This is a genomic window from Agrobacterium sp. CGMCC 11546, from assembly GCF_013365515.1.
Lineage (GTDB): Bacteria > Pseudomonadota > Alphaproteobacteria > Rhizobiales > Rhizobiaceae > Agrobacterium > Agrobacterium fabrum.
In genome coordinates, this window is sequence record NZ_CP047387.1 from 1,609,869 (window position 1) to 1,636,769 (window position 26,901).

The 26,901-nt window shown below is 56.8% G+C and carries 28 protein-coding genes; 6 read left to right on the plus strand and 22 right to left on the minus strand.

The annotated features are described in order from the left end of the window. Position 1: 1 nt before the first annotated feature. The 18 genes from GSF67_RS08135 to GSF67_RS08220 all read right to left on the minus strand — a co-directional run bounded on the left by GSF67_RS08135 (position 2) and on the right by GSF67_RS08220 (position 17,238). Entirely contained in the window at positions 2 to 1,303 is a 1,302-nt protein-coding gene (locus GSF67_RS08135) for a hypothetical protein (protein WP_006314187.1), read from the minus strand. Between the two features lie 61 nt (positions 1,304 to 1,364). Then, positions 1,365 to 4,880 (minus strand): phage tail length tape measure family protein, encoded by a 3,516-nt coding sequence (locus GSF67_RS08140; RefSeq protein ID WP_006314186.1) that lies wholly within the window; start codon positions 4,878 to 4,880, stop codon positions 1,365 to 1,367. Then, positions 4,867 to 5,094, minus strand: coding sequence for a hypothetical protein (locus tag GSF67_RS08145; protein WP_128822021.1), 228 nt, complete (start codon positions 5,092 to 5,094; stop codon positions 4,867 to 4,869). Before GSF67_RS08145 ends, GSF67_RS08140 begins: the two co-directional genes overlap by 14 nt. Before the next feature lie 38 nt (positions 5,095 to 5,132). After that, the gene (locus GSF67_RS08150) at positions 5,133 to 5,549 is read right to left on the minus strand and encodes a hypothetical protein (protein WP_006314179.1); all 417 of its coding nucleotides are present in this window, start codon (positions 5,547 to 5,549) and stop codon (positions 5,133 to 5,135) included. 9 nt (positions 5,550 to 5,558) lie between these two features. After that, positions 5,559 to 6,353, minus strand: coding sequence for a hypothetical protein (locus tag GSF67_RS08155; protein ID WP_006314178.1), 795 nt, complete (start codon positions 6,351 to 6,353; stop codon positions 5,559 to 5,561). Positions 6,354 to 6,399: 46 nt separating this feature from the next. After that, positions 6,400 to 6,927, minus strand: coding sequence for a hypothetical protein (locus GSF67_RS08160; RefSeq protein ID WP_006314176.1), 528 nt, complete (start codon positions 6,925 to 6,927; stop codon positions 6,400 to 6,402). Next, entirely contained in the window at positions 6,920 to 7,531 is a 612-nt protein-coding gene (locus tag GSF67_RS08165; RefSeq protein ID WP_006314173.1) for a hypothetical protein, read from the minus strand. The genes GSF67_RS08160 and GSF67_RS08165 overlap by 8 nt, the downstream gene beginning before the upstream one ends. Beyond that, positions 7,516 to 7,926, minus strand: coding sequence for a hypothetical protein (locus tag GSF67_RS08170; protein ID WP_006314172.1), 411 nt, complete (start codon positions 7,924 to 7,926; stop codon positions 7,516 to 7,518). The genes GSF67_RS08165 and GSF67_RS08170 overlap by 16 nt, the downstream gene beginning before the upstream one ends. Continuing rightward, positions 7,926 to 8,237, minus strand: coding sequence for a hypothetical protein (locus GSF67_RS08175; protein ID WP_006314171.1), 312 nt, complete (start codon positions 8,235 to 8,237; stop codon positions 7,926 to 7,928). The genes GSF67_RS08170 and GSF67_RS08175 overlap by 1 nt, the downstream gene beginning before the upstream one ends. A gap of 82 nt (positions 8,238 to 8,319) precedes the next feature. After that, positions 8,320 to 9,417 (minus strand): major capsid protein, encoded by a 1,098-nt coding sequence (locus tag GSF67_RS08180; RefSeq protein WP_006314168.1) that lies wholly within the window; start codon positions 9,415 to 9,417, stop codon positions 8,320 to 8,322. Positions 9,418 to 9,429: 12 nt separating this feature from the next. Then, a complete protein-coding gene (locus GSF67_RS08185) occupies positions 9,430 to 9,861 on the minus strand; it encodes a head decoration protein (protein ID WP_006314167.1) in 432 nt (143 codons plus the stop codon). A gap of 6 nt (positions 9,862 to 9,867) precedes the next feature. Then, a complete protein-coding gene (locus GSF67_RS08190; RefSeq protein ID WP_006314166.1) occupies positions 9,868 to 11,163 on the minus strand; it encodes a S49 family peptidase in 1,296 nt (431 codons plus the stop codon). Then, a complete protein-coding gene (locus tag GSF67_RS08195; protein WP_006314165.1) occupies positions 11,160 to 12,851 on the minus strand; it encodes a phage portal protein in 1,692 nt (563 codons plus the stop codon). The genes GSF67_RS08190 and GSF67_RS08195 overlap by 4 nt, the downstream gene beginning before the upstream one ends. Then, complete coding sequence (gene gpW, locus GSF67_RS08200) at positions 12,848 to 13,075, minus strand: gpW family head-tail joining protein (RefSeq protein ID WP_006314157.1); 228 nt, start codon at positions 13,073 to 13,075, stop codon at positions 12,848 to 12,850. The genes GSF67_RS08195 and gpW overlap by 4 nt, the downstream gene beginning before the upstream one ends. Before the next feature lie 262 nt (positions 13,076 to 13,337). Next, positions 13,338 to 15,521 (minus strand): terminase gpA endonuclease subunit, encoded by a 2,184-nt coding sequence (locus tag GSF67_RS08205; RefSeq protein ID WP_050813489.1) that lies wholly within the window; start codon positions 15,519 to 15,521, stop codon positions 13,338 to 13,340. Then, a complete protein-coding gene (locus GSF67_RS08210) occupies positions 15,518 to 16,330 on the minus strand; it encodes a hypothetical protein (protein WP_006314152.1) in 813 nt (270 codons plus the stop codon). The genes GSF67_RS08205 and GSF67_RS08210 overlap by 4 nt, the downstream gene beginning before the upstream one ends. Next, complete coding sequence (locus GSF67_RS08215) at positions 16,327 to 17,028, minus strand: hypothetical protein (RefSeq protein ID WP_006314151.1); 702 nt, start codon at positions 17,026 to 17,028, stop codon at positions 16,327 to 16,329. The genes GSF67_RS08210 and GSF67_RS08215 overlap by 4 nt, the downstream gene beginning before the upstream one ends. A 3-nt stretch (positions 17,029 to 17,031) precedes the next feature. After that, positions 17,032 to 17,238: an AlpA family transcriptional regulator gene (locus tag GSF67_RS08220; RefSeq protein WP_083815933.1), complete on the minus strand. Its 207-nt coding sequence runs from the start codon at positions 17,236 to 17,238 to the stop codon at positions 17,032 to 17,034. A gap of 204 nt (positions 17,239 to 17,442) precedes the next feature. On the opposite strand from GSF67_RS08220, the gene GSF67_RS08225 reads away from it, so the two are divergent. Continuing rightward, positions 17,443 to 19,485: a hypothetical protein gene (locus GSF67_RS08225; RefSeq protein WP_006314138.1), complete on the plus strand. Its 2,043-nt coding sequence runs from the start codon at positions 17,443 to 17,445 to the stop codon at positions 19,483 to 19,485. Then, a complete protein-coding gene (locus GSF67_RS08230) occupies positions 19,482 to 19,856 on the plus strand; it encodes a hypothetical protein (RefSeq protein WP_035215854.1) in 375 nt (124 codons plus the stop codon). Before GSF67_RS08225 ends, GSF67_RS08230 begins: the two co-directional genes overlap by 4 nt. Here GSF67_RS08230 and GSF67_RS08235 read toward each other — a convergent pair. From GSF67_RS08235 to GSF67_RS08245, 3 genes are all read right to left on the minus strand, one after another. Beyond that, complete coding sequence (locus GSF67_RS08235; protein WP_006314134.1) at positions 19,809 to 21,008, minus strand: integrase arm-type DNA-binding domain-containing protein; 1,200 nt, start codon at positions 21,006 to 21,008, stop codon at positions 19,809 to 19,811. The two genes, GSF67_RS08230 and GSF67_RS08235, sit on opposite strands and share 48 nt — an antisense overlap. 160 nt (positions 21,009 to 21,168) lie before the next feature. Beyond that, complete coding sequence (locus GSF67_RS08240) at positions 21,169 to 21,387, minus strand: hypothetical protein (RefSeq protein ID WP_006314133.1); 219 nt, start codon at positions 21,385 to 21,387, stop codon at positions 21,169 to 21,171. Positions 21,388 to 21,517: 130 nt separating this feature from the next. Then, the gene (locus tag GSF67_RS08245; protein WP_006314131.1) at positions 21,518 to 21,940 is read right to left on the minus strand and encodes an Rrf2 family transcriptional regulator; all 423 of its coding nucleotides are present in this window, start codon (positions 21,938 to 21,940) and stop codon (positions 21,518 to 21,520) included. Positions 21,941 to 22,114: 174 nt separating this feature from the next. Between GSF67_RS08245 and GSF67_RS08250 the strand changes: the two genes are divergently transcribed. Next, positions 22,115 to 23,086, plus strand: a complete 972-nt coding sequence (locus GSF67_RS08250) for an alpha/beta fold hydrolase (RefSeq protein ID WP_202797955.1) — start codon at positions 22,115 to 22,117, stop codon at positions 23,084 to 23,086. Positions 23,087 to 23,240: 154 nt separating this feature from the next. Here the strand turns inward: GSF67_RS08250 and GSF67_RS08255 are convergent, their stop codons facing one another. Then, entirely contained in the window at positions 23,241 to 23,396 is a 156-nt protein-coding gene (locus GSF67_RS08255; protein ID WP_006314129.1) for a hypothetical protein, read from the minus strand. 237 nt (positions 23,397 to 23,633) lie between these two features. On the opposite strand from GSF67_RS08255, the gene GSF67_RS08260 reads away from it, so the two are divergent. Genes GSF67_RS08260 through GSF67_RS08270 form a run of 3 tightly spaced genes read left to right on the plus strand, consistent with a single transcriptional unit; the run spans position 23,634 to position 26,864 of the window. After that, complete coding sequence (locus GSF67_RS08260) at positions 23,634 to 24,932, plus strand: efflux RND transporter periplasmic adaptor subunit (protein ID WP_006314128.1); 1,299 nt, start codon at positions 23,634 to 23,636, stop codon at positions 24,930 to 24,932. A gap of 14 nt (positions 24,933 to 24,946) precedes the next feature. Beyond that, entirely contained in the window at positions 24,947 to 25,666 is a 720-nt protein-coding gene (locus GSF67_RS08265; RefSeq protein WP_006314127.1) for an ABC transporter ATP-binding protein, read from the plus strand. Beyond that, on the plus strand, positions 25,656 to 26,864 hold the full coding sequence (locus GSF67_RS08270) for an ABC transporter permease (RefSeq protein ID WP_006314126.1): 1,209 nt from the start codon (positions 25,656 to 25,658) through the stop codon (positions 26,862 to 26,864). Before GSF67_RS08265 ends, GSF67_RS08270 begins: the two co-directional genes overlap by 11 nt. Positions 26,865 to 26,901 lie beyond the last annotated feature (37 nt).

The following is a 26,901-nucleotide window of genomic DNA, read 5'->3' on the forward strand; positions in this document are numbered from 1 at the left end:
CTCAGTCCTCCCACACGGCGGTGTCTACCCATTGGCCGCGATCGCGCCAGTAGCCGGTGGCAAGCACCCAGTTGCTACCATACGAGCTTTCAGCGGCCAGGTTCTCCAGTGTCACGAAAGAGAGGCTGACGTTGGCGACGGTATTCGTCACCCATTCTATCGTGAGGCTGTCTTGGGCGAAGCGAGAAACAAACATCCACGAAATCTGCTCGATCTCCGAAGCAGCAACACCGACATCCTCATGGAACTCGACGAAGGTGTTGCCGCCGCTCGTCGCCATCAACGTGATTTCACGGGGTAGTAGTTGACCATTGCGAGTTCGTATCAACACCGCAGCGTGTGCACGATCTTCGTTATACGTTTCGTAGAAATCAGTACCGGCGAACTGGATCACCCTGTCGGCAACATTGAGTGCCTGCGGGAGATCGCTTCCCCACGTCGGCACATAAATCTCGCCCGCCCTGCCCTTGCAACGCACGAAGATATCGAGGATCGCCATCGCTTCCGCACGGCTCATTGCAAGATACGTTGCCGTCAGCGTCCTGGACACGAGCGGAACCGGCGTGAAGGTTTTGACCACGCCTCGATCATAGTCGACGGTTTCAAATTTGAGGTTGAACTGTACCTGGGGTCTATTCAAGAAGTTCGGCTTGCGCAGAAGCACATAGCGCCCGAACAGAATTGCAGCAGGTCCGAAAGACTGAACACTGTCCCCTTCCGCACTTTCGTCGAAAGGCAACTGGTCAGCGATACGGACGATCGAGCCGGGCTCAACATCGAACTTCACAGGAGCAGTCGCAACCTGGTTGGTGTAGAGTGACAGGGTGTTCGAGTTTGCAAGCTGTGCGGGCAAATATGGAAGCAGATACGCGCCGGCACCCACTGCCTTAGTCAGAGGGTTGACTAGAATGACCGTATTGTTGTCGACGAAATCGATCGCAAGCTTACTTGCGGTCCGTCCCGTCATCAGAACGTAAGTCCCGCTGTTAACCAGCCACGGCGGCGTCGACTCGATCGACAGGACATTGGCGCCTGCTCCCGTCGTTGCTGTCACAAGCGCCGGCTCGGCGGAAAAGTCGGCGATCTGTATTTTACCGTCCCGCGCACGATTAACAGCGTCCGCGAAGTTTCGCATTCTTTCGCCATCGAGAAGGATTGTTGCTTCAATCGCTCGTCGTGGTTGGATGCGAAGCGCGCGTCGTTGTTCGCTGCCATCGCGGGCTGTGAACACATCCGTTTTGAATTCGTAGGTATCCCGGATTCCGTTACGCCAGTTCGGCACGAAAGGGAGGAAGACTACCATGTGTTAAACCGATCCTCGTTTGGCGAGAATTTCTCACAAAAGGTGTAATTGCGCAACCAAACTAACGACCCAGTGCACCGTTCACCTTGTTCTGGTTCCGGGTCATCCAATTGGTGATAACCCGTTCACCAGCGACGCTGGACAAGGCGGCTTCCAGCACGTCCTCGGGGCTGAAAGCGTTGACGACCTTCAGGTTGACGGCTTTCCCGCCACCGCCGTTGGCGGAGTGACGAGGATCGTTCTCGGTTAGAACCTCCTCGCCCTCAAGGGCCACAATCGGAACCTCGCCTTGGCGCAATCCGTCAGTTACGATACCGCCGCCGTGATAGCGCTGTGCGCCAGCAAATACTGCGGGGTTTACGCGACGGGTTTGAGTGGTCTGCCCGACGACGCCGCCGCTGTGCTTGGCGCTAAACAACTTGGTGATCGCACTGGCGATGCCGCCCCCTGCTCCGCCGCTGGCGTTCGTTCCACCGGTCAAAAGGTTAAACAGCGCCTGCTTCACGATGGCCTTGCCGATGTCGATGAGGAATTCAGCGATACCCTGCTGCAACGCCCTGAAAAAGGCGTCGGCCGCATTCTCTCCCTTTGCGATCGCCTCGGCAAAAGAACTGAAGGCTGATCCGCCGATGTCAGCAATGGCCTTATTTAGGTCCTCGGCAGTAGGGAGGAATTGAGTCCGCATGCGCTGAGTCGTTTGCGCGATCGCGATTTCAATGTTCTGGAGATTGGCGATGGCATTGACCGAGCCCTCGCCGCCCATGGCCTTCCAGAATGCGATGGCAGATGCGATAGCCTCGCTGAGCTTTCCGTTGATCGCATCCAGTTCGTTGAAAGCGGCGGTGTAGAGGGACTGATCGCCGCTCTGCTGTGCCAAATCCATCCGCTCCATCAAAACGGAGCGCTTTTCGAGAAGCTCATTGACCTTCTGATTGACGTTGCTCTGATCAAATTCCAACGCAGCGAGCCGCTCGGTTTCGGCTCGCTGCGCCTTTGTCAGTTCAAGGCCGGCGTCCCGCGCTTCGTTCTCTTTTTCGCGAACGGCTTTGAGAATGGCAGCTTCGCGGGCAGACTTGGACATCAGGTCCAGTTCGAACTTCTGTTGCTCAACCCGTTTCTGATAATCTACCAGATACTGCTGACCATCTTCTACCATCTGTGCCTGCGCAGCGACGGCAGCATCAGGAATATCAAAATTCGGCTGCGCCCACTGTCGGACCTGCCCGGCAGTTTTCCCACCGCCCAATACCGTCGGATTGGCTGCAATCTTATCGGCTCCGACTAAGTCGCTGATCGGGGTTGCTGCATCTGCCTTTAGAACCTTGACAGCGTCACCCGGTCCAAGGAAATGCGCTAGGCGCTTGGCCGCAGCGTCAACAGAAAGCCCGGCTTTCTGTATGATGTCGGCATTTTCCTGTGCATACAGGTCGATCATCGTCTTGGACAACTGCGCGTTCTTGCGCAGTTCCAGTATCAGCGGATCGGTCATCCCCTTCGCACGATCAGGAAAATACTTCTTGAATAGGTTCAACCATGTCGAATCGAGGAATTGTCCCAAACCTGTTGCCGATGACCGAGGGTTCTTTGCATTTGGATCGCCGCCGCTCTCGGCACCAACGATCCAGTCAGCAAACGAAGAGCCGTTCGCCGCGCTGAACCGACGGGAGTCAAAATTAGCACCAGCAGACGCGCGAACTTTTTTCAGCTCGGCGTCAATCTCTTCCTGACGTAACCGAACACCTTCGGCGAGCAACCTGTTCTTCGCTTCCAGTGCTTTCTGCTCGATGTATTGCTGCCGCTCGTTCAATTGCGCCAAGCGGGTTTCCTGGCTCATCTGCTCCTGCAGTTGATATACGGCATCCCTCGCCGCCACCTTTTTTTGCTCCGTTGCGGCGACTGTCTTCTTCGTGGCCTCATAGGCCTTCTCCGAATACAACGACTCGTCTTTTACATGTTCGACGAGTTCTCGACGCTGGCTCAACAAAGTTGCCAGTTCAGACTTCATCTTTGAAAGATTGTCCTCACCAAACATACCAGCGGCGCCAGAGGTGAAGCCTGTTGATCGGAGAGATTCCTCAGTTTGGATGCTGGTGCGAAGATCGCGGATGCGGTCCTCTAGATCGGTGGTAAAAACATCCTTGAGCGCTTTTGCACCTGCTCGAGCATCTCGAGTCATATTGCGAATATCGCGCCCGAAGTACTGGACCTCCCGCGAAACGAACTGGATCACACCTGTGTCCTGAAGCGCCTGAACGAAGTCGTTCCACGCACCTTTGGCTTCGACGAGGGTTTTTCCCCACTCGCTCGTTTCAACTTTGCTCGCAGCAGCGCGCGCCTTAAGAGCGTCCAGTGCAAAGGCCATGGCGCCGGCTTCGTCACCGGAAGCTTTCATCGCCCGCACCTGATCGTATTGTGCGAGAGTCAGGAAATTGAGTTCTTTGTTCAGTTCGAGGACCGACTCGACATTGCCGCCGAAAGCCTGCGAGAGCCTCTGACCGGCGTCGACCACCCCTTCACCGGTAGCGTCGCTGATACTTTTCGCAATTTTCGCGAACTGAGCGAACTGGCCTGTTGGCAATCCGTCGGCCGCAAATCCAGCGGCCAACGACCGTGCGTCATCAATGGAAATACCGAGTTTCTTGATTTCATCGCTGACGCCAGCAAGCCCCTGCGCGGTATTGCGGTAGCCGTCAGCGGATAGGGCAAGCTTTCTCTGGAAATACTCTACAGAGTCACCCGCCTCTTTCAGCCGCATCGCGACCGCTATGAACGGTGCCAGCACGCCTCCCAGCAGAACAAGCTGCGGAATCGACCGTGCGACGCTCACCATCACGTTCGGCCAAATCTGCGCGAACTGACCAGCTTGCTGTGCGAGAACCTGCAACGGTGCCTGACCCATGGCAAGACCAGAGACAACGTCATTGACCTGGTAGCCAAGGTTCGTCAACTGCCACGGTCGCAGACCGTACACCAGAATATCTTCAGGATCACCGCCTGCCGAAGACCCCTTCTTTTTTCCGCCGCCCGAACCGCCGACGGAATCCATGCGATCGCCGAGCGCACCCTGCGCAGTCGTAGCCTTTTTCGACGCCGTGGTGAGTTTGTTGAGTTCCGCCGTGGTGTTGACTAGTGCAACACTCTCATTCGTCGACGCTACAGCGCCGCGCTGCATCTCACTTGCAAGCCGGCTGAAGCTTGTGAACCCAACACGGGCCTCACCGTTGATCTGCTGAAGGGCCGCACGCTTCTGCTGCAACGCTCCCATGGCCTCCCGCGACCTGTCGCGCACCAGCTTGATGGTGTCGCCCAGTTCGCGCATTTCCGACGCGGAAAGTGCTCCAGTCCGAGCAGCGTTAGCCTGCACGGCCCGATAACGATCAACTTCGGTGCTCAGCCGCTTGTAATTTGCAACGGCGGCTTCAATCTCACCTTTTGCGACGCCGACAACCGCACGACGGCTCTGAGCAGCAGCCGACGCTGAGAGGCGCTTTTGCTGCTGCTCGAGATTGCGGAGGACTTTCGAATATTCATCGCGAGCCTTGACGGCAAATTCGACGACTCTTTCACGGCTCGCCATTGTTCAGCACCTTCAATTGCGACTGGAAAGCTTTTTGAGCTTTCTTGGTGGAGGCGGGCTTCACGCTCTGATTTGGGACTGTGGAGATCGCCATTTGCAGAAGAGCCGCTTCGCTTGCCATCTGAGCGTTGATCCTGTCGACCACGAAGCGAGCTTCTACAAAAACCTTACAGACAGGGTAGAACCAGGCTGATGGGTGTCCGTGGTCGAGCAACAAGCTCACCTGGCGATGGACACCCTCTACCCACTCTGTCAGGGTTTCAGGGATGTCAGGCTTGCCGCGCCCGCCATCGCCCGAACGACGATCTCCATGAGTTTTTCCAAGCCGCCCTCCGCGATGATCGTGAGATTGACGATCTTCTCCAAAGCGTCGGCTTGGACACTGAGAGGTAGTCGCGCGGCCATATCGACTGCGTTCGGATTTCCAGAGCCGTAAGCGATGACCATTGCCGCAAGCGGCGCAAAATCATCGGTCATGCTCAAGGCAATTTCCTCGACGCTTCCGCTCATCTCACCGGCAATGGCTTTGGTATAAAGATCCGCACACACGCTGCGATGTTCACGAATGATGCGGGTGATATGCGCAAGGGCGAGACCGTAAACCTCGAAGGATTGCTCTCCAACCTTAACGGTCTCGCTCGGCAGTATCAGTGTCTCCAACTGACCCATGTCGATCCCTTACGCTACCGGACGCCCGTCGCGATACGCGAGCGCGAGGTTACCCTTTTTCATGACGCTGATCGAAAGCGGCAACTGCTGCCACTCGCTGGACTCAGGGTCCATGATCAGGGCGAGGTCACCATTGGGAGACAGGCGAACGCGCGGGAACGTGATGTCGAACTGTGGACCGATCGGATTGTTCGAGATGAATTTGAGCGCGCCTTCTACCTGCGTTTCCCCGGCAACGATCTGGTCGCGCGTGGAGGCAGCCACTGAATAACTGACTTCAATCGAACCACCGATCGCTGCGCTGCCGGCAGGGATGTAGACCGTGCCCAGATCGGCATCGAGGAGGTAGTCCTCGTCGAGAACGAATGTGGCCGGAGTCGTCGCGGCGCCGTCGGTAATAACGACGGTGGTGACTTTTCGGGCACCGGACGGGTTGGTGTCGTTGAAGCCGAGCTGATAAAGGTCACCTGCTTTGACTTCTTCGAAAGTTTCTTCAACGTTCGAGCTGGCGGTAACGGTGATCGTCTTCACCTCGCTCATAAAGAAGTACGCCGCGTTCTCGGCCTTCATATCGTCCGTCGTGACGGAACCGGTCAGAGTCGCTTCAATCGCGACTTCTTCATCCAGTGTACGGAAGCCGACCCGCGACGAATAGTGAGGCAGCGTTTCAGCTTCGCGAGCCAGCGTGAATTCAGGCGTGTTACCGAGTTCGCGAAAAGGTCCAGGAACCTGCGTTCCGGGCTTGTATTTTGCGAAAAGAGCGGTTCCGCGCGGTACAGTAAGATTGCGGGATTGCAGGTCCATAGAATTTCTCTCCTTGTGAGTATTGCGACTATAACGTGATTTTATGCTACGCGAAAGGCGTCTCAAGGTTTTCGGCAAGGCCGAGAGTGACGGGTATGAGGAAATAGGCGACGCTTGAAACCTCGTCGTCCGGTGGTCGATGTACGGGCTGACCTATCGACAACGACATCACACAAGGTGCCTTATTTCCGAGACCGAGAATGTCGAAGCGATTAGCCTTGGCGCGCACCAGTGCTCTGATAATTTCGGCCGACAGCTTGTACGCCGGATCAAGCGGATGCTCTCGATCATCTTCGACGAAGCCCTGAAGCAACACGCGAAACTGATTGATGGCGGCAGGAGACGTGGACGTGCCGTTGACGGCCTCGGCAGGACGTGGGTCTTCGAGCAGCACGACCATCGGTCGGGGATCGTTGTCGCCGAACACTGTTCGACCACGGAATACACGCTCTGCAGATCGGCCAGCGCTGTCAACGAAATCCGACAGATCAAACTCGCAACCGTTCGCTGGATTCACCTCCTTCACCTGGAGGCTCAACTGCTTCATAACCCGCAGGCGAAAAGGATCACCCATTCAACAACTCCAACTGTCTGAAAAATTCATTCTCGAGGAAGTCCAACGACTCAGGCGTCATCTCCTCATAGATACCGCCGCCATCTGATGCAGCGCGGAGAGCCTGGTCGACAGACGGACCGTAAAGAAGCCAGAGGTTCTTTCCCAATGATCTTGGTTTGTAAGCACCCTGCGGCAACGAGCCGTCTGTCCTGACAGCAAGGCCTATATTGTTGTTCTTCAGGCGCATAAGAAAAGCCCGACGGATAGACCGGGTCTGACCCGGCTTCACCGTCACATTGATCTTACCACCCTTGTGGCGTTGACCGCCCGCCAACGGCTTCTGCTTCGTGAAACGGGCCAGTGAGGTCGCCGACCCCCTACCCTCGATAATGGTCTCGAGCGCGTTACGTTTCGCCTTCGTCTTCACCCAAAGACGCTTGCTGGAAGGAGAAACGTAAGACGCCGGGAACGCCACTTGGTCTCGGGCAGCACGAGCAAACTTGGTGCGATCACGCGTCGCTGTCGTGTTGAGAGCACGTACCAATGCCAGTTCGGTCGAGTTCGTCATTTCACCGACGAACGAAAGCTGATCGAATTCAATGGCGATTACTGCTGCGACCATGGCGGGATACCCCTCCACTCGTCGCCTGCGGTGTCGACCTGAGACAGCAAGCTTGCCAACTCTGCTTTGGTGGCAGTTCGAACCTCGACCCAAACGAAACCCTCACGTTCCGGGCGGCTTGGGCCGGTCACATATGCCTCGGTATCGCTCAGAATGACGAAGGCGCTCGTAACCACGTTAGCCACTTCCGCGACCGTAAAGATAACGCGATCGGCGATGTCGATGATCTGTCCGGTTCCATCCTCCCCCTGCACTTCAATAACCGCGGGACGCTGATGGAGCCGAATATTGACGGGCACGGGAATTCCCGCGGCATGGGTGAGATACACCGCGGGAATCGAGAAGGTTTCATGGACTGGAAGCAGATGCTCGCGCTTCCTTTCCCGCCAGTTCATCAGACGAGTGCTCCGCCTTCACCTTCGCTGGCACCTTCACCGGTAGCGGCATCAGCTTTGGGTTTCACAGGAGCCTTACCCTTGCCCTTACCTGACTTCGGTTCGTCGACGCCGGTCTCATCATTGTCGAGATCGACGGCGTGGTCAGGGTTAGCAAGCTTGTAAAGCTTCATCTCGTCGGCAGTCGGTTCGCGGATGGCGCCGAGACGAACCATGTCTTTGAAATCGGCATTGGTGAATTCCTCGACTTTGCCGACGGCAAGCTCTTCGCCCTTGCGACGGATGCTGTGAAGCGTAAAACCGTATTCCATTTTCTCAGTCTCCTGTTGATGGGAAAAAGCATCCCCATGCAGGGGATGCTGAATGCTCTAAAGAACAGACGCCGCCCGCTGGTTACGGCGCGATGACGTTGGCCAGCAGCGTGGCGTTCGGGTTGATCGGAACGAACAGCGGAGCCGACTTGTGGGTGATGTATTCGACTTCGACATCACCCGTAGTTTCCCAGTTCTTCGGGAAGATCGGGAGGGCTTCGTAGCCGGCCTTCTTGTCGATGATCCGGCCAAATGCGCGAGTTCCGCTGACGGCCTCGGCAGTGCTCGTGAACAGCATCTGGTGGTTGCCGATGTAACGTGCGGAGGTGCCAGTGCTGGGATCAATGAAGGTGGAGTTGTCGACCCACAGTTCAATTGACTGGCCGGAACCGCCGCCGATGGTCATTTCGCCCACTTTGAAGACTGGATCACCAGTGACCAAGCCGCGTTCGTAGACGATGTTCCCGCCCTTGATGTTGATATCCATATGCGTTTTGAACTCTTCGTCCTTGCGCATGATGGCCCAAACGCCGCCGCCCATCGTCACACGAACGGGAACGCCGCCGAAGTCTGCGTTGGCCATGCGGTCGATCACCAACTGGATAAAATCGACGATGGAAACACCACTCTCACCGAAGCGGCTGCCGGCGCCAAGCGTGATCGTGTGGTTCGCTGCACGCTTGAAGTCGACGAGCGTGGTGGGGTAATTTTCACCGGAGATGGTGACTTTGCCGTCACGCAGCGCGGTTGCCGCCATCCAGTTCCAGCGGCGATTGATGGCACGAACATGGCTCTCGGCGATCGCAGCGCGGATCAGTGTGAGGCGCTGCATCGGCGTAAGCTGAACGGGCATCTGAGACATGTTTGCATCGATACCGACACGACGACGAAGCGGCATGAGCGGGTCGATCTGGTCTTCCAGTTTGATGTAGGCCGGCTTGAAGCGGAAACCAGTTCCGGTGTCTTCGTAGACCGACTCGCCGCGAGCGAGCGGCATGACAAACGGGGCGAGCTTGCGACCCTGCACCGGCATCTTTTCGAAGTCGATCCATTCGTCGTTGGAGCGCAATTCGTAAGGGAACCACTGAGTCCAGTAGAGCGGATCGGGCTTGATGTCACGGAACACGCCGAGGAAGCGGCTGGTGTCCCATAGTTCGAGATGTTGGGTCTGAGTGCCCATTGAAGCCTCCTTTTACGCGCGCTTCGCGACGATGATGGTGGTGGGAGTGGGCGCGCCGAGGAAGGCCGCCTGCTTCAGCGCGTCGGTGCTGAAAGAGTCGTCCCATACGAGCGCATCCTGGTTGAAGCAGCCGGAGTAGAACACCTGACCATTGACGGCAGGCGAACCTGCGCCGCCACGCGAGACTGCATGGGCGAGCACGCCGATGGCCTGCACGTCGTCATCAGGGTCGGCGCTTCCGGTAACGGCAGGCACCAGTTCCTTGCTTGCGTTCAAGCCGAGCACCGTAAACTGCGCGTAGTTCGCGTTCAGCGGAATCGGGAACGAATAGGCGGGTGCCAGTTCCGGGTGGGAACCTGCCAGCAGATGGTTCTGCAGGTAGGTGTCGAGTTCCTCGAACGCTGCGCGGCCGGGATCTGCATAGGGAGGCGTAATGTTTGCCATCGCGGTTTACTCCTTGTTGTCAGAGAAGCCGGCGAGGCCGTAGCCGCGGATCAGCGCTCGGTCCTTGTCGACATCGGTTGCCTGGTTATCGTCGTTGCCGCCAGTGCCAGCAGCGATGTTTGGCTGGTTGCTTCCGTCCATCGCGGCGGTGAACATGCCAGCAGGTGCGCCTGCACCGGGCTGCGTGGTGGTGGCGGCATCTGGCTTCGCTTCTTCCGGCAGCGAAGCCAGAAACTCCGTTGCTTCCTCAGCAGACATTGATGTCTTGAGAGCAGCGTTCAGAGCGGCGGTAGGGCGAGCCTTGCCGGCGTCGGAGCCGATGATCGCATTGATGCGGGAAATCGCGTTGGCGGCACCGGTCTTTTCACCTTCAGCGGCACCTTCCGCACGTGCGGCAGCGACCGCGGCTTCGTATTCGGCCTGTTTATTTTCGGCCATTGGTTCTTCTCCTTCTTGTGAGAACGTGGCCTCAAGGGCCGTTACAGCGTCGTCGAGAGTTCCGATGGCGTCAGCCAATCCGATCTTGACGGCTTGACGAGCCATGAAGGTCTGCGCGTCGGTATCGTCGACCGCCTCCTCCTCCATGCCTCGACCCCTCGCCACCATGGCGACGAATTGCTTGTGGAGTTCATCCACTTCGGCTTTCCACTTCTTCCGGGCTTCCTCGGAAAGCGGCTCGATCGAATTACCCTGTGCCTTGCCGGGCTTGGAGCGGATGATGTTGACCTTGATACCTGCGCTCTTGAGGTATTCGGAATATTCGAAATGGGTGATGATGACGCCGATCGAACCGACACCTCCCGTGCGTGCGACCGTGATATGACTGGTCGCAGCGGCAATGTTGTAAGCAGCGGAATACGCGTGCTCGGACGCTACGGCGCGGATCGGTTTGATGTCGCGGGTTTCGAAGATATAATCGACGAGGTCCCAGTTACCCGAGACCATCCCCCCACCAGAGTCGATGACCAGGACAATGGCTTTTACGTCGCTATCGTCGCGACCGCGCTTGATGGCCTGACGGATGTATTCGTAACCGGTGATCCAGGCACCGATCGTCCACGGGAAGTTGTTGACGAGAACACCCTGAACCGGAACATAAAGAATGCCGTTCTTGACGTTGTAGGGCCGGTAACGCGCACGCCAGTCGTCTTCGCTGAACCAGAAGTCATTGTCGTTGGCCGATGCCTTCTCTATCTCGACGAGATGTTCGGAAGCCATTTGCGCGCAGGCTTCGAGCCACGAACCACGGGTTTCGGCCACGAGAGCTGTGCTGTCCTGAAAACGTGCGAGGATTGCGTTCACGCCGCCTCTCCTTCTCTTGGTGTGGCGGACAGTGAGTTTTCCATGTCCTTGGTGTCGGTGCTGTCGTAGATCGACGGGTTGCCGTAGAAGCTATCCAGTTCGCGCTCGCGCTGGATCTGTCGCGCGACACGGCGATAGTCGCCACCGCTCATCTTCGCGATCTCGGCTTCCTTCGTGGAAAAACCGCTCTTGACCTTGAGAACAGCAGCCTGAGTTTCCTTGAGCGGGTCAATCTGGCCCTGCCCTGCGCCGATCCATTCGCATGCGCAGTACGCCTCGGCGTTCAACCCCTCGTAAAAGAGCGGGACGTTCTTTCGCTTGAGGCATTCGAGGTCGTTCTTGTTGATCGCTTCCTCAAGCCAGAGGCGATAAATGAAGTTGGCGACGCCGTCGGCTGCAATCGCCTTCTTGGCATTCATGCCTTTCTGCGTTTCGCCGATCGATGCGCGAGCCGACGAATAGTTTGTCTGCGTGAAATCGCGGGAGAACTGCTCGTAGGAAAGACCGAGCGCGGCTGCGATGTAGCGCAGAAGGCTCTGCTCGTATTTGTCGCCAAGTGGACCGGTGGCTCCGGTGTTCTGAATCTTGAGCTTTGTACCTGGAGCGAATACGGGAATCTTCGCTCCGTCCATGTGCAAGTTCGTTGCATTGGAATTGTATGCCGCGATCGCATCGAGATATGCGGTCATCCATTCGACCGTGGCATTACCCTCGGGAGGCTGTCCGCCAAGGGCCGCCAAGACATCGTCAGGGATTTCCGATTCGACCGAGGCTGCGTAGCTGGCTGCAACGACGGCGCGTTCCAGTTCCGTGCGTCGGAAATGCTTCGTCATCCGCATTTCGGACAGCGCCGAAACGATATCGGACACGCCGCGGGACTGGTCGGGCCGGTCCTGCTCGTAGACGTGCAGGACCATAGGTCGACCCCACCGGTTGCGAGCCGGAACCCGTGTCCAGTTCATGTCGGAGAGGCTGGAGAAATCGTGATATGGGCCGTCGTTCGGATGGGAATTCCGAATGTGGTAGGCGATCGGAGCACCGCGACGGTCACGCTCAACGCCGTTTCGGATGCGAGACCAATCCTGCATGAGCTTGTCCATCGGAGTGGAAAGCCGATCGGGGTCGATCATCTGCACGGCGGAACGGTATGGGCGACCATCAGCCGGCATCCATTCGGCGCTTGCTAGAATTTCCCCGCCGCCGAAGAACGTGCAGACACCGAGACGAACCTGTGCGGTGAAGGTATTGATACGGGCAGCGTCTGACCATTTCTGCTGGCTTTCGCCCCACAGCATGAACTTGGTCTCAGTTTCTTCCTGAAACTCTTCTTCCCACTTCGCATCCTCTTTGCCCCACAAGACCTTGGTCTCAGGGCGGGCATTCAGTTGATAACGAGAACCAACAATCGAGTCGCGATAGATGTCAGCGCCACCGGACACAAATGCATCGTTGCGAATTGTGTCGCGCGCTCGCGCGTCAAGGTTTTGTTTTTCAGGAAGGATTTCCGCGTCAGCAGAACGGATTGCGGGCTGCCAACGAGCAAGCCGGTCAACTTTCGATGCGCCGTCATAGGCAACCCCGCCCGATGCTGCCGCCGTAGCACCGGGCGGACGCACCGCATCGGCAACCGCTGTGGAGACATCAGCGGCGGTTCCGATCAGGTCTGAAAGATCAACAGCCGCTCTCATCCCCACGTCGGCCTCATGACACGATGCGGGGTTCTCGGCTGTCCTGCGATTTGGGATTTGAGATCTTCGATATACTGACGAAGGCGAGAGACGTTTGCCATCGTATAGCGGACGGACTCGCCGTTGCTGTCACGAACCTCGGCGACACCTTTACCGGTCAACAATTCGTGGAGGGCTTTTTCAGCCTCTCGTAGCCAACCCTGTAATTCGGCGATTGTCGCCATGTGTCACCCCGCAATGCGCTCTTGCAGGGTGAGTAATACCGCTGTTCATTCTTAATTACAATATTAAATTGGAATTTTGTAAACCATTTCCATGTTTTGCCCATCATGGGCGACTTAATAACCGTAGCGGGCGAAAATGCATAAACTCAGCAATTTCAACCACGTTAACGAGCAAGTTCATGAAGACCTCCTTTCCGTTCAAGCGCTGCCGTTACGTGACAATTATGCACTCAAAAGGTGAAAGTCAATCCTAGCGTGATTTTTATGCTAATTTTTTTGCAAGCTCTGCCAGTGCGCTTAATCCAGTGCTTTTTACTGGTGGAGGATCATCGTCCCGCGTACCGCCTGACACGAGGTCGTTTCGATCCCATTCCTCTGCCCACGAAGGCGGGTTTTTCCAGTCTATCCGGTCAAAACCGAAGTGCGTGTAAGGCACATTTTTCTCGACCGGTCGCAAGGAAATGCCCTCAGCATAGTAGGTCAAATCGAATGCTTCGTTGCGCTTCTTTCGCGTGTTCAACCACCCCTTGGCTGTGCGTGTTTCCGAAGTTAGCTGCACAAAATACCAGTCCTCGGCCCAATCGGGGAATCGCAACATGCCGCCATCGACACCCTCGTCGGCGATTCGCCGCGACATAAGCAAGGAAACGGCATCCTTGAGCTTGTTCGAATTAAGCATCACCACCGGCACGTCGCCGCGTGCGATGGCAAGAGGTCCCTTCTGAGATGAGTCGGGCCATTCCGTTCGCGCCAGCGGCTTCGACTTCGAAGCTTCACCTTTCACTAGGATGAAGCGACGATGTGAACCGTCCTGTTTCGCCTTCAACCGGCGCCAGAAGTTATAGGCATGGGCAGTGACACCTTCCGCCCCACCGGAGTCGGAGGCCGTAGCGCGGATAGCCATACGTCGACCGCTGCCATCGCTCAGTTCATATGTCTTGCCCATCACCTCGGGAATCAGGACATCCCAGTCCTCACCGAATGCGGCAGGATCAATCGGCAGTCGCTCGTCTTTCGCATTGCGGCGATTCGACAAGCGAACTTTGAACATGTCGACGACAACGCGATCACCATCGGCCGTGTATCCCAAGACCTGGACTACGAAGGCGCGCTTCTGGATATCGACCGTCGAAACGAGGTATCGCACGCCTTCTGGCACAAGAGGCTCTTCGGGTGTCGATCCCCAGTCCTCGCCCTTGGCTTTCAGCAGTTCTGGTGCAAAATCGGAAAGACGGGCCTGCGGGATATAGAACGTCCCTTGGTCAGTCGTTCGGGTCTTCCTGAGCGCACTGTCGTCGCCGGTCTCTTCGAGTTCCTTGAGAGCGTTAAGCTCGAGCATCACGAGATCGCCCCACTCGCGATAGCCAGCGGCCGGGCCTTTCAACCAAAACGAGGCGATCGTTGACCGCGTGACTTTCATACCGGGGCGGACGACAGTCTTGCCAGACAGGCCGGATTCTATCATTTCCCCTTCTCGGATCCAGCGGCCATGGCGGTTGAGGTCGTGTTTCTGATGCGGCTTGATGATACAGCCATGCGAAGGACAAATCATAACCGTCGCATCACGCGCTTCCATGGGGTCCGTATGGCCGCCCCAGTCAAGTAATTTGAAATCCGGCTCAAACCACTCCTCACACTGAGGGCAACACCACTGCCATCTGCGACGGTCACCGCGATTGTATAGCGCGAATATGCCCCGGATTGGAGGTGCCTCATGAGGCGTCTTGGCCATCCACCGAGGGTCTTGGATTTCCTTATTCGGGTTCGGCGATGACTCAGCAATGGTCATACCGAAGCGTTTGAATGTCGTCGTGCGCATGGACAGAAGGTCGTAGAGGTTACCTTCACCGCCGATATCATCCTCTGAACGGTCATAGTCGATCGATGCGCCGATCCTGACGGTGATGCCTGAGAGGTTCGCTGGCGTAGGATAGGTTACCAGTACCCGCATCCCGCTCTTGAATGTTTTGTCGAACGTATTGTCGTACTGACGGGCCGTAAGCTGCTCAGCGCGGATTTGCGTGGAGGCTTTGAGGTATCGACTTAAATCGCCGTTTGACCACTTTCTGGCATTCTCGCGGTCCATGTGGACCAGCAGCATGTCGGTGGGATCAGTCTTCACCGTGTGACTGATCATGTTCAGGACCATCACCGTTTTACCGGTTCGCGCTGGCCCCAAGAATACCATGCCCGTGAAATCAAGCGATGTCGTTTCGTCTTGTGGCTCTCTGAGATAGGGTGTCCGATCTTCGGACCACGGTTGGCTATGCCCGCCCCCGGTGCCAATTCTCGAATACTCCTTCGCAGCATCGGTCACCGTCATGCGGTTAGCCGGCTTCATCTCGTCGAACGCTGATGCAACAATATCCTCGAGCGTTTTAAACCGCACGGAGCTGATTAGTTCATCAATTGTCGGTGGGCGAATTTGGCGGAGAGGTGAGTTCATGCGGCCAACAACCATTCTGTGATATTGAAGTATTCCTCACGGTCACCTGTCGGGTCTTCCTCGCAGACGATTCCGCATTCAATGCGCATCGTTTTAAGAGGGCGGCCAACAGCATCCGGAGGCAGCTCGTCTAGGAAAATTCGCTCGCCTTTGTAACGAACCAGACGAACTCCAAGGCGGCGAGATTGCTCGGCGCGGGCAGCGAAAACATCAGGAAATATGCGACGAACCAGATTCCAGTACGTGGGGCTCGTAGCCTTCACGCAGCCCTTGCAGTTGGCATTCGGGAACCCAAGGGTATATATTCGAGGGAGCGCTATTCGGAAGAATTGCAGCAGCGATGCGCAGTCATCTTTCGTATAGTTTCCATCGATCAGGACCGGTAAAACATTGTCACGCTCGGTTAAGATAAACCGCTCGTGGCGATCCCGTTCGTCAGCAGTGAACCCGAATACGTGCCAGTCAACTCGATGATGTTTTTCGTAGTCCTGCCGCGCTTCTTTTTTCCCATGAACGGTACACGGTGCCCCTTTCGGAAACACCATCGCCTTGCGTTTTTCCCATATTTCGACAGCGGAATTAGAAGGATAATCGGGGTTTCCATGGAGGATGATCGGCAGACCTAGCCATCGCGAAACGTCAGTCTGAAACCGAAGATTATCTTCGTCTTCTTCAATAATCGGATTATTTACAACGCGAACGTCACAAATCGCGCCGTAGCGACGGATAGTCTCCCAGGCGGCAACCGCACTGGCGGCGCCGTTCGAGAACCAAACTACGATTGTGTCGCCGGGAAGAGGTGAAGTCACTCATCATCTCCCGCAGGCCGGTCAGCATCATCAATCATCCGACCGCTGCTATCCAGTTCGCTCTTGATATGTGCGGTCATGGAAAGAGTTTCGCGAGGCATCTCTACGAGCGTCTTGCGGATTTCTTCAACAAGCCGGTTTGTGGCATCGACTAAGGCGCCATACTGCTTGTTGCTGAGCAACTCCTTCTCCGGCAGGTCTTCGATCCACATCTTCACGTCCTGGCGGATCATCATCGCGACGCGCCCGAGAACAAGCATCACATCCTCCGTATGCCAGAGGTCACCAGAGGCGAGCATCACGCGGTTCCGCTGATGAGCAGAATCCCACCACATCTTGTTGACATAGGGCGGTAGGCTGGCGGCATTCTGCTGAGCGAACCAGTCCTCGATGCTCCCGCGCGGCGGCACGAGATAGGACATGGCAGTCATGAAATCGTAGAACGGCACTTGCTTGCCGCCGTGGGTGGCCCATTTCGATACCGGGCACTTTTCCAGTCGCTTCTGGATTTGCTTCGGCTGCTTACCGACCACGTTCGCGATGAACATCACACCGACAGGTTTGCGAAACTCGGTGTAGTGCGGGAGGTCTTCCTGCATCTGTTTCTGCAAACGGGCTTCGGCTTCTGCTTTTGTAGGTCTGCCGCGTGGGCGGCCGGCAGGCTCTTCTGCACCCATCAAGTCGCTGAGATCGACCATTGATCACACCAGCAAGTCTGAAAGGTCAACAGAGCGACGCGTTTTCTGCGCGATCCATCGCTCAATATCACTTCTGTTCCACGCAGAAACCCGATGTGAAATCCGCGTCTGCGCCGGGAATGTGCCAGCTTTGACCCTGCGATAGATTTCGGCGCGCGATAACGTCGTCACCTTTGACACGTCGGTCACCCTCATGAGGCTCTCGTTCATTTGCGTCTCCATTAGTCTCGTTTAAAGTGATATTCACTCTTTACGTGAAATTCAAGAGTCGTTATGAGTAATTCTGTGAAACGAGCTTTGCTCTGAAGAAACCGAGCAGATGGAGGTCGCCATGCAATCGGCGGCTAAAGACCGCCAACCGACCCCGGCTCCGAGGGTCAAATCGGGCAAAATCTTAGACGAGAAAAAGACCGCATGAGTGTGATTTTTACCGACATCGAGTGCTATCACGACTTCTTCTACATCGGCTTCAAGCGCGAAGAAGACGGGAAGCGCGTCGGCGTCGAGTTAAGTTCCAGGTCGCCAAGTTACGATCGGCGATACGTTCGTTCCGTTTTGAGAAAGCACACAACAGTCGGCTATCGGAGCCTCTCTTACGACGTTCCGATGATCTGGTACTCGTTACAGGAACATGTAACCAACGCACATCTCAAGCGCGCCAGCGACCGGTTGATCGAAGGTAATATTCAGTGGTGGGAAGCCGAAGAGTTCTTAGGGATCGATATCCCGTTCGAAGTCAAAAAACTCCATATCGACCTGTCCGAGCCGCAGCCCGACGCCTTCGCCAGTTTGAAGTCCTTGAACGGCCGGATGCAAGGCAAACAACTACAGGATCTGCCGTTCCCTCCCGACATGCATCTGACCCACGAGCAGATGGACATCGTCGCCAACTACTGCCTCCACTCCGATCTTGATGCCACGCATAATCTCTGGAACGCCTTGCGCGAACCGATGGAACTGCGCCGCGCGCTAGGAGCTGTTTACAATCGCAACTTCATGTCCAAATCGGACAGCCAGATCGGCGAAGCGATCGTCAAAACCCGCGTTGAGGAGATCACCGGCCGCAAGGTCAAAAAGGTCGAGACGAAACCCGGAACCACGTTCAAATATCCGGTTCCTGATTGGGTCTCCTTTCGGACCCCTGTCCTACAGGAACTGCTCGAGCGCGTCCGCGAAACAGAATTCGTCGTCAAGGCCGACGGAAAGACAGCGTCGCCGAAATGGATGTCAACGGACGCTGCACAGATCAAGCTCGGCACGGAGGTATATCAGTTCGGGATCGGAGGCATTCACACTACCGAGTCCAACCGGGCAACCTTCTCGACAGACACGCACATTCTCATCGATGCCGACGTGGCGTCTCAGTATCCGGCCGCGATCCTCATGCTCGGTCTATATCCGCGGTCATTGGGCCCGGAATTCCTAGAAGCCTACGATGGCATTCGTAGAGAACGCCTGGCAGCCAAGAAGCGCGCTAAGGAGATCGAAGAAGAACTACCCAAAGTCAACGATCCCGATCGCATCGCGGCCCTGAACCGCGAACTCGAAGAGTGCAAGGTGAAGGACAAGGGTGGTAAGATTCAGTTGAACGGTGTCTACGGGAAGCTCGGCAGCCGATACAGCATCCTCTATGCACCTCACCTGCTGCTTTCTGTGACGCTTACGTGCCAGCTCGCCATTCTGATGCTTGTCGAACGTGCGCTTGAAGCCGGCATTAACGTAGTCAGCGGAAATACCGATGGTGTGCTCTTCCAGTGCCCGCGCCAGATGTACGACGGGATGGTGAAAGACCGCCTGAAGCCGTCGGTACTACAGCAGGTCTGCGCTCAGTGGGAAGCCGACACGGGCTTTGACCTCGAATTCGGCGAATACAAGGCCATCTACAATCAGTCGGTCAACAGCTACTTTGCGATCAAGATGGACGGCAAGCACAAGCGCAAGGGACCGCTCGGCAACCCGTGGAACCCCGACAAGTCTGATTTCGATCCGGTACGCGGTCAATTGATGAAGAACCCGCAGATGACGATCTGCTCCGACGCTGCCTTGGCTCGCATCAAGCACGGCACGCCGATTGAGGAAACAATCAAGGCCTGCCGCGACATCCGCCAGTTTGTCACCGTCATCAAAGCTGCCAACGGTGCAACGTGGCGCGACCAGTATCTCGGCAAGGCGATCCGATACTATTGGTCGACGGATGGTGACGCGATCTATGACACCGTGCCCCATGAGACGACAGGCAATTTCAAAAAGATCCCGAAAACCGATGGCGCCGCAGAGTGCATGAGACTGCCCGACGATTTTCCGGAGGACATCGACTATCATCGCTACATCGAGGAAACCGAGACGATCCTCAGCGATCTCGGTTTTTATGGTTCGAAGCCGCCGAAGTTGAAGCGTATCCGCCTCACCAAAGCAAACCGGGAGACCGTATTGCGCACTTGGGTGGTCGCAGCATGAAACCCCTCGCCGATTTCGACTTCAACACGCGCAAAATCGAGAAAAACGAAGAACTGGATGCTGTAGCATGGGCGGAAAACAATTCGTGGGTCGTCCGCAAAATCCAGTATCAGGGTCGCGTGGGCTGCCCTGATCGCCTCTTCGCAGGATACGGAAAGCTGTTCCTCATCGAGATGAAAAAGCCCGCCGCTCGGAAGCGGAAAGATGGCGGGCTGTCACCGGGGCAAAGCGGCGAAATCAAACGGTTCGCCGAGGTTGGTGTCGAAATCAATGTGTTCTACACGGCCACGGAGGTGATCGAGTTTCTGCGCTTGCACATGCCTTCAAAGAAGCCCCTCAAGCAAGTCGTCTCGATTGGGGACCTTCTTTGACAAGGTGACAAGCTTCTCGCTGTACCACTTCATCATCCTGGTCCGCTCAGCGAGGTACAGAGCGGCATTGTACGAATCCCGACTTTCATCCTCCTCAGAATGAGCCAACTGCGTCTCGATCGCATCCTCGCGCCAAAGACCGGACTCATTTGCGATCGTAGAGAATGTGCTGCGAAACCCGTGCACTGTCGCCTTGCTGTGGTAGCCGAGTCGATACAGGTAATACAGCATTGTGTTGTTCGATATTGGTTGAGCCACCTTGTCGGGGCTCGGCACTATCAAATCACTATCGCCAGCGATTTCCTTCAGTTCATACAGGATTTCGATGGCGCGCTTGCTCAAAGGAACGAAGTGTTCCTTTTTCATTTTCATTCGCTCTTCCGGTATCCGCCAGATCTTCTTCTCGAAATCGAACTCTGACCACGTCGCAAGGCGAAGCTCCTTGGACCGTACCGCTGTGTGGATCAGAAGTTCGAGTGCCAGCGCTGTCTGTGATTCTCCGTTATAATTGCGGAGGCGTCGGAAAAATTCCGGCAACTCTTCCTCGCGAATAGCGGCGCGGTGAACTGTTTTCGGCCTCGACTCCATCGCATCGATCACCGTGGCGGACGGGTCTGTTGCGGTGATCTCGGAAGCAATCGCAAAACGAAACACGCCGCTCACGTATTGACGCACGCGACGTGCTAGATCGTGCTTTCCCTCGACCTCGATTTCTTTAATTAGAGCGAGGATGTCTCGCGCTGCAACCTTGGTTACGTCCAGTTCGCCCAGACGAGGAAACACCCGATTTTCCAATCGGCTCCAAATCCGTTCCGCATAGACGGCATTCCATCTTTTCCGCCGAGCATCCCACCAGTTTGTCGCGACGATCTTAAATCTGCGTTCGGGATGGTCCGCACTGGCTAGAGCAGGATCACGTCCATGTGCCAAATGCTCCTTCGCGTTCTCACGAGACTGCCGCGCGTCGGCCAGCGAAACGGACGGATACGCTCCGATAGAAAGAGTCTTTTGCTTTCCGGCAAACTGATAGTTCATGCGCCAGAGTTTCGACCCGTTCGGGCGAACAAGAAGATATAGCCGCCCTGCATCTGTGAGCTTATAGTCCTTTTCAGCAGGCTTTGCGTTGCGACATTTGAGGTCGGACAATGGCATTAGCGTCTCCGTGTGTGTCCATACGTCTCGGACAATTGTGGTATCAATTTGTGGTAATTGCCAGCTAAATAATTGATACTACACACGTCGTGTGTCCTGCAGGGGTCGCCACCGCTTCTCAAATTATCGATGAAAGATAACTAGTCGAAGCAGCACGCAATCAGTCTGCGTTTGCATCGCGGTTGTTCTTCATCTTTCTCCATTTCACGAGATAACCGAAACCCGGCCCTATCAGCATCCCGCCGATAACCCACTCGACCAGGGTCAAGGGTCGCTCATCCGGATCGTGGCCAGTGACGTAGAGAAAGAGAAAAAACGCGACCACGCCGCCGGTCAGGAGCGTGAGCGGAAAAAGCACACTGTCGCGAAAACCTTTCATACATTCCACTCCCTTGGCCGTGTTGATAAAGGTATTGGGTATGAGCCTTTTGGCAAGCGGCTATTACGGCGGCGACGGCAAGTTATCGCTTCGGCAGCATTGCGCCAACAGTGGACATAACCATTCCTACTTACTTCGTCGCGACGGCGGTTTCAGCGATCTGTGCTAGCGTTGTTTCCGAGTAGGCCGTTCTCAACGCAGCTTCAGCCAAGCAATGCGCACGTTCGAGGACGGCGTTCGAAGCGCGTTCGACGGGGCAATTGGGATGGTCTTTCGACAATGGTGCGGGGAGCATTTGACCTTCGACCAAAGCACGCTGAACATCAAGCACAGTGATCTGATCAAGCGAACGGATCAGCTTCCACCCGCCTCCGCGGCCACCTTCCGATACTACGATGCCGCTCTCGCGGAGGGCTCCGAGAGTACGGCGAACGACCACTGGGTTCGTGTTCAGCATCTGCGCAATCCGTTCTGATGTCTCCCTGCCTCCTAGCAGCCCCATGTGGACCAGCACGTGTAGCATCCTTGCAAGACGACCATCGGTCTTCATCATCAATCTTTCTGCAACAATTTTTGTTACGGTATCTTGACCGCCACAATCAATGCGTAACATATATTGTTACGAAAAACGAGGCAAGTCAGTATGCTTCGTAGAACCTTCATCGCCCTGGCAGCGCAACTCGTTGTCTACGGTTCCGTCAAACGGGCATTAAGTCATGAGGCTCCTATGAAAGACACTATCATTTCGACAGCTACGATCAGCATAAGCCTCATTGAGGCTGGACAAGGTCCGCTGGTCTTGCTCTGCCACGGCTTTCCTGAAACCAAATATGCTTGGCGACACCAGATCGAGGCATTCGCGCGCGCAGGCTACCGTGTCGTTGCGCCCGACATGAGAGGGTACGGGAAGACAGAAGCTCCGGAGCGTCCAGACCAATACACCGTTTTCCACACGGTAGGCGACCTTGTGGCACTTCTCGATGCTCTCGGCGAACAGCAAGCGGTCGTGGTCGGGCATGACTGGGGCGCAACAGTGGCGTGGCAGGCTGCACTCATGCGGCCTGACAGGTTCCGTGCCGTCGTTGCCTTGAGCGTGCCGATGATGGGTCTGCCGCCTATGCCTCCTTCGCGGATATTCCCTCAGGATGACAAAAGCTTGTTCTACACGCTTTATTTTCAAGACCCTGATGGAGCCGAAGCCGAGTTCGGCCGAGATGTCGCCCTGACGTTACGCAAGCTGATCTTCGCGGCAAGCGGCGAAGCCGGTCCCCGCTTGCCCGGTGACAGCACCCCCAATCCTTTCGGCATGGTCTCGCGGTCCATGGGGCTGTTAGAAAGCCTGCCGGAGCCCGCAGCGCTGCCAGATTGGTTGCCCGCCCCCGACTTCGACCGCATGGTCCGGGACTTCCAGGCATCAGGCTTCCGAGGCGGTTTGAACTACTACCGAAACCTCGATCGGAACTGGGAACTGCAGCGTCTCGCCGCTGGCCTGAAGATCACGGTTCCTGCGCTGTTTATGATCGGCGAAAGGGACACTGGTCTCAGCATTCCGGGAATGGATCAGATCATTGCGGAAATGCCGACGCTTGTTCCCGATCTCCGCGGATTGCATACCATTCCTGGGGCGGGCCATTGGCTTCAGCAAGAGAGGCCAAAAGAGGTCTCGACGGCGATTTTGAGGTTTTTGGAAAGCATATAGGCGACATTAGTTGTTGCTTTGTGACGGCGCCGCGGTGTCTGCTCTGGGCCAATAGCCGTCACCAGAATCAGCGGCGCCACTTAAACCTCAATCGCCTCCAGAAACACCCGCTTTAGCCGACTTGCACAAAAAGCGCCAACGCCGGCCCTTTCGCCTACCCCTGCCCCATCAGCGTGAAGTAGCCCCAAGCCGCCACAAAAAACGCGACGACAGCCACAATCGTCAGCGCCTTCTTCGCTTTCGGCCCCATCGGCTGGCGCGGTTTTTTCGGCGGCGCCGGTTTGCGGAACTTCACCACATTGTCGTTCATTCTATCATCGTCCTGCATGTCGCTGCTGAAACCTTTGCCGTTTTGGTGGCATCGGCCTTTCCAGTGCTTATCTCTAGCAGACCAGAACTATCATAAATATTACCAAGTTTTCACTTCACCCTTGAGGCAAGCTATGTCACTTCCCACAATCAGAGGAATACACAGCGACGGACGGATGGACAAACCGCAGAGCGGAAACAACCCTCTGTGGTATTTTGAATTTTGCGGGTGAAGAGAATGAATGACGCCAACAGCAATGGCCGCGATACACCAGACAGCCAGCCCGATCTGCGTGAGATTCTGGGAACGAACAGAAACGGCCGCAAGAAGAAATCGCGTCGGTTTCTTTATATCGCGGCGGCCATTGTGCTGATTGGCGGCGGCCTTGGATATTATTATCAGTCGCGCGCGGCGGGTGTTGCCTACAACTACACCACGGAACCTGCACGTCAGGGCGATCTTTCCGTCATCGTCACCTCCACCGGCTCGGTGCAGCCGACGGATCAGGTCGATATATCGAGTGAATTGTCCGGCACGGTGCGCAAGGTCAACGTCACCTACAATACGCCGGTAAAGTCCGGCGATATTCTGGCCGAGCTCGACACCAACAAGCTCGAAGCCGACGTGCAGAGCGCCCGCGCCAAACTTGCCTCCGCCAAGGCCAACGTGTTGAAGGCGCGCGCCGATCTCGGCTCGGCAAAGACATCCATGGAGCGCCTGCGGTCGCTGGTGCAGAACCGGGTGTCCAGCCAGCAGGATCTGGATGCCGCACAGTTCACCCACGATGCGGCGGCCGCGACGTTGCAGGTCAACGAGGCAACCGTGCTTTCGGCGGAAGCGGATCTGCGGCTGGCCGAGGTCAATCTCGGCAAGGCCAAGATCGTCTCGCCCATCGATGGCGTCATCCTCACCCGCAGTGTCGATCCCGGCGCCACCGTCGCCTCCTCGCTCAACGCCCCTGTTCTGTTCACGATCGCCGGCGATCTGCGTCATATGGAATTGCAGGTTTCGGTGGATGAGGCGGATGTCGGCAAGGTCGAGACCGGGCAAAAAGCGACGTTTAACGTCGATGCCTATCCCGACCGCAGCTTCCCGGCCGAAATCGAGACGGTTCGTTTCGCCTCGGAAACCGTATCCAATGTGGTGACCTACAAGGGCATATTGACTGTCGATAATGCGGAACTGCTGCTGCGCCCGGGCATGACGGCAACGGCCAATATCATCGTCGAGGAAATCAAGGACACACTGCTGGTGCCGAATTCCGCGCTTCGATACACGCCGCCGCGCGAATCCGCTTCCCGTGGCGGCGGGTTGATGAGCCTTTTCCGCCCGCCCCGCATGGGCCGCTCGCAGAACCGCGACGCCGGACAGGCCGCGACAGGCAAAAGAACCGTCTGGGTGCTGCGCAACAACACGCCCGTCTCCGTCGCCATCGAAACCGGCTCCACCGACGGCCAGCATACCGTGGTCAAATCGGGAGAGCTGAAAGCCGATGACCAGGTGATTACCGACGCTACGACCCGCAACGCCGGCTGACGGGGGAGAACCGCATGCAACAGCCGCCGCTCATCGAATTCCGCAATGTCGTCAAGCAATATGGCCGCGGCGAAGCAACCATCCGCGCGCTCGATGGCGTCAGCCTGTCGATCCGCGAGAAAGAATTCGTCGCCATCATGGGGCCATCGGGCTCGGGCAAATCCACCTCGATGAACATCATCGGCTGTCTGGATGTGCCCACGGCTGGCGAATATCTGTTTCAGGGCGTGCCGACCAGCGGCTTCGACAATGAGTACCTGACGCTGCTGCGCCGCCACATGCTGGGTTTCGTGTTTCAGGGCTTCAATCTTCTCTCACGCACTTCGGCGGTGGAAAATGTCGAGCTGCCGCTGGTCTATCGCGGCATGAAGGCCTCCGAACGGCGCGCCCGCGCCATGGAGGCCCTGGCACAAGTCGGCTTGAAGGGCCGAGAGGATCACACCACCCAGGAGCTTTCCGGCGGCCAGCAGCAGCGTGTGGCCATTGCGCGCGCCATCGTCACCCGCCCCGCCCTGCTTCTGGCCGACGAGCCGACGGGTAACCTCGACACGAAAACCAGCAACGAGATCATGGAGCTGATCACGGCGCTCAATCGCGACAGGGGCATCACGGTTGTCATGGTCACCCATGAAGAGGATATTGCTGCCCACGCCGGACGCCTGCTGCGCTTCGTTGATGGCCACCTCGCCTCCGACAGCGCGGCCGACGAAAAGGAGACATCCGATGTTCTTTGAAACGTCACGTCTTGCGCTGCGCGCCATCAGCCGCAACCTCCTGCGCTCCTTCCTCACCGTGCTGGGTGTGGTCATCGGCGTGGCCGCCGTCATCGCCATGGTCACCATCGGCAATGGCACGACGGAACAGGTGAAATCGGAACTGTCGCGGCTCGGCACCAACATGCTGTTCGTGCGCCCTGGCCAGTTCGGCCCCGGCCGCGCCAGCACTGAGGCGAAACGTTTCGATGACCGCGATGTCGAGGCCATCCGCAACCAGATATCAGGCATTCGCGCCGTCGCGCCACAGAACCGCAGTTCCGCGGCCACTGTCATTTTCGGCGGCAAAAACCACCAGACAAGCGTCATCGGCACCACCAATGATTATCTGATCGCGCAGGACTGGACCATCGCACTCGGCCGCGACTTCCAGCCCGCCGAAGATCGTGGCGGCCAGATCGGTTGCATCATCGGCGAAACGGTGCGCCAGGAACTGTTTGGCGCGGAAAACCCTGTCGGACAGACGATCCGCGTCAGCAACATCTCCTGCCCCGTCATCGGTGTCCTCGCCAGAAAAGGCCAGTCCGGCCTCGGTGACGATCAGGACGACACGGTCATCATGCCACTCAAAATCCACCAGCGGCGCATCGGCGGCACCACCACCATTTCCTCGATCATGGTCTCGGCTCAGGATGGCGTTTCCACCGCCAAGGTGCAGAGCGACCTGCAGAACCTGCTGCGTGAGCGCCGCCGCATCAACATTGGCCGCGAGGACGACTTCACCGTCAACGACATGACGCAGATCGCCTCTGCCATGACCGGCACGACGACACTGCTCACCGGACTTCTGGGTGCGGTCGCCGCCGTCAGCCTTCTTGTCGGCGGCATCGGCATCATGAACATCATGCTGGTGTCGGTGACAGAACGCACCCGCGAAATCGGCATCCGCCTCGCCATCGGCGCGCTCGAAAAACAGGTGCTGACGCAGTTTCTGGTGGAAGCCGTCATGCTGTCGGCCTTCGGCGGCCTCGTCGGCATTCTGACGGGGCTCGGCCTTGCTTACGGCGTCGTCAGCTTCCTCAACGTGCCCTTCGTCACCAGCCCGTCGATCATCTTCCTCGCCTTTGCCTTTTCAGCGGCCATCGGGGTGATTTTCGGTTACTTCCCGGCACGGCGGGCGGCGAGTTTGAGCCCGATCGAAGCCCTGCGGCACGAGTGAGGAAAGCGGTCGATGCTGCAACGGCTTCGAGCGAATA

Excerpts from the sequence above, each read along its gene's own strand:
- GSF67_RS08175 (WP_006314171.1), bottom strand. The coding sequence starts at position 8,237 with ATGGAATACGGTTTTACGCTTCACAGCATCCGTCGCAAGGGCGAAGAG.
- GSF67_RS08170 (WP_006314172.1), bottom strand. The coding sequence starts at position 7,926 with ATGAACTGGCGGGAAAGGAAGCGCGAGCATCTGCTTCCAGTCCATGAA.
- gpW (WP_006314157.1), bottom strand. The coding sequence starts at position 13,075 with ATGGCGACAATCGCCGAATTACAGGGTTGGCTACGAGAGGCTGAAAAA.
- GSF67_RS08215 (WP_006314151.1), bottom strand. The coding sequence starts at position 17,028 with ATGGTCGATCTCAGCGACTTGATGGGTGCAGAAGAGCCTGCCGGCCGC.
- GSF67_RS08150 (WP_006314179.1), bottom strand. The coding sequence starts at position 5,549 with ATGGGTCAGTTGGAGACACTGATACTGCCGAGCGAGACCGTTAAGGTT.
- GSF67_RS08225 (WP_006314138.1), top strand. The coding sequence starts at position 17,443 with ATGAGTGTGATTTTTACCGACATCGAGTGCTATCACGACTTCTTCTAC.
- GSF67_RS08220 (WP_083815933.1), bottom strand. The coding sequence starts at position 17,238 with ATGAACGAGAGCCTCATGAGGGTGACCGACGTGTCAAAGGTGACGACG.
- GSF67_RS08245 (WP_006314131.1), bottom strand. The coding sequence starts at position 21,940 with ATGATGAAGACCGATGGTCGTCTTGCAAGGATGCTACACGTGCTGGTC.
- GSF67_RS08135 (WP_006314187.1), bottom strand. The coding sequence starts at position 1,303 with ATGGTAGTCTTCCTCCCTTTCGTGCCGAACTGGCGTAACGGAATCCGG.
- GSF67_RS08235 (WP_006314134.1), bottom strand. The coding sequence starts at position 21,008 with ATGCCATTGTCCGACCTCAAATGTCGCAACGCAAAGCCTGCTGAAAAG.
- GSF67_RS08205 (WP_050813489.1), bottom strand. The coding sequence starts at position 15,521 with ATGAACTCACCTCTCCGCCAAATTCGCCCACCGACAATTGATGAACTA.
- GSF67_RS08180 (WP_006314168.1), bottom strand. The coding sequence starts at position 9,417 with ATGGGCACTCAGACCCAACATCTCGAACTATGGGACACCAGCCGCTTC.
- GSF67_RS08250 (WP_202797955.1), top strand. The coding sequence starts at position 22,115 with ATGAAAGACACTATCATTTCGACAGCTACGATCAGCATAAGCCTCATT.
- GSF67_RS08260 (WP_006314128.1), top strand. The coding sequence starts at position 23,634 with ATGAATGACGCCAACAGCAATGGCCGCGATACACCAGACAGCCAGCCC.
- GSF67_RS08240 (WP_006314133.1), bottom strand. The coding sequence starts at position 21,387 with ATGAAAGGTTTTCGCGACAGTGTGCTTTTTCCGCTCACGCTCCTGACC.
- GSF67_RS08195 (WP_006314165.1), bottom strand. The coding sequence starts at position 12,851 with ATGAGAGCGGCTGTTGATCTTTCAGACCTGATCGGAACCGCCGCTGAT.
- GSF67_RS08255 (WP_006314129.1), bottom strand. The coding sequence starts at position 23,396 with ATGAACGACAATGTGGTGAAGTTCCGCAAACCGGCGCCGCCGAAAAAA.
- GSF67_RS08230 (WP_035215854.1), top strand. The coding sequence starts at position 19,482 with ATGAAACCCCTCGCCGATTTCGACTTCAACACGCGCAAAATCGAGAAA.
- GSF67_RS08270 (WP_006314126.1), top strand. The coding sequence starts at position 25,656 with ATGTTCTTTGAAACGTCACGTCTTGCGCTGCGCGCCATCAGCCGCAAC.
- GSF67_RS08155 (WP_006314178.1), bottom strand. The coding sequence starts at position 6,353 with ATGGACCTGCAATCCCGCAATCTTACTGTACCGCGCGGAACCGCTCTT.
- GSF67_RS08160 (WP_006314176.1), bottom strand. The coding sequence starts at position 6,927 with ATGGGTGATCCTTTTCGCCTGCGGGTTATGAAGCAGTTGAGCCTCCAG.
- GSF67_RS08185 (WP_006314167.1), bottom strand. The coding sequence starts at position 9,861 with ATGGCAAACATTACGCCTCCCTATGCAGATCCCGGCCGCGCAGCGTTC.
- GSF67_RS08140 (WP_006314186.1), bottom strand. The coding sequence starts at position 4,880 with ATGGCGAGCCGTGAAAGAGTCGTCGAATTTGCCGTCAAGGCTCGCGAT.
- GSF67_RS08165 (WP_006314173.1), bottom strand. The coding sequence starts at position 7,531 with ATGGTCGCAGCAGTAATCGCCATTGAATTCGATCAGCTTTCGTTCGTC.
- GSF67_RS08265 (WP_006314127.1), top strand. The coding sequence starts at position 24,947 with ATGCAACAGCCGCCGCTCATCGAATTCCGCAATGTCGTCAAGCAATAT.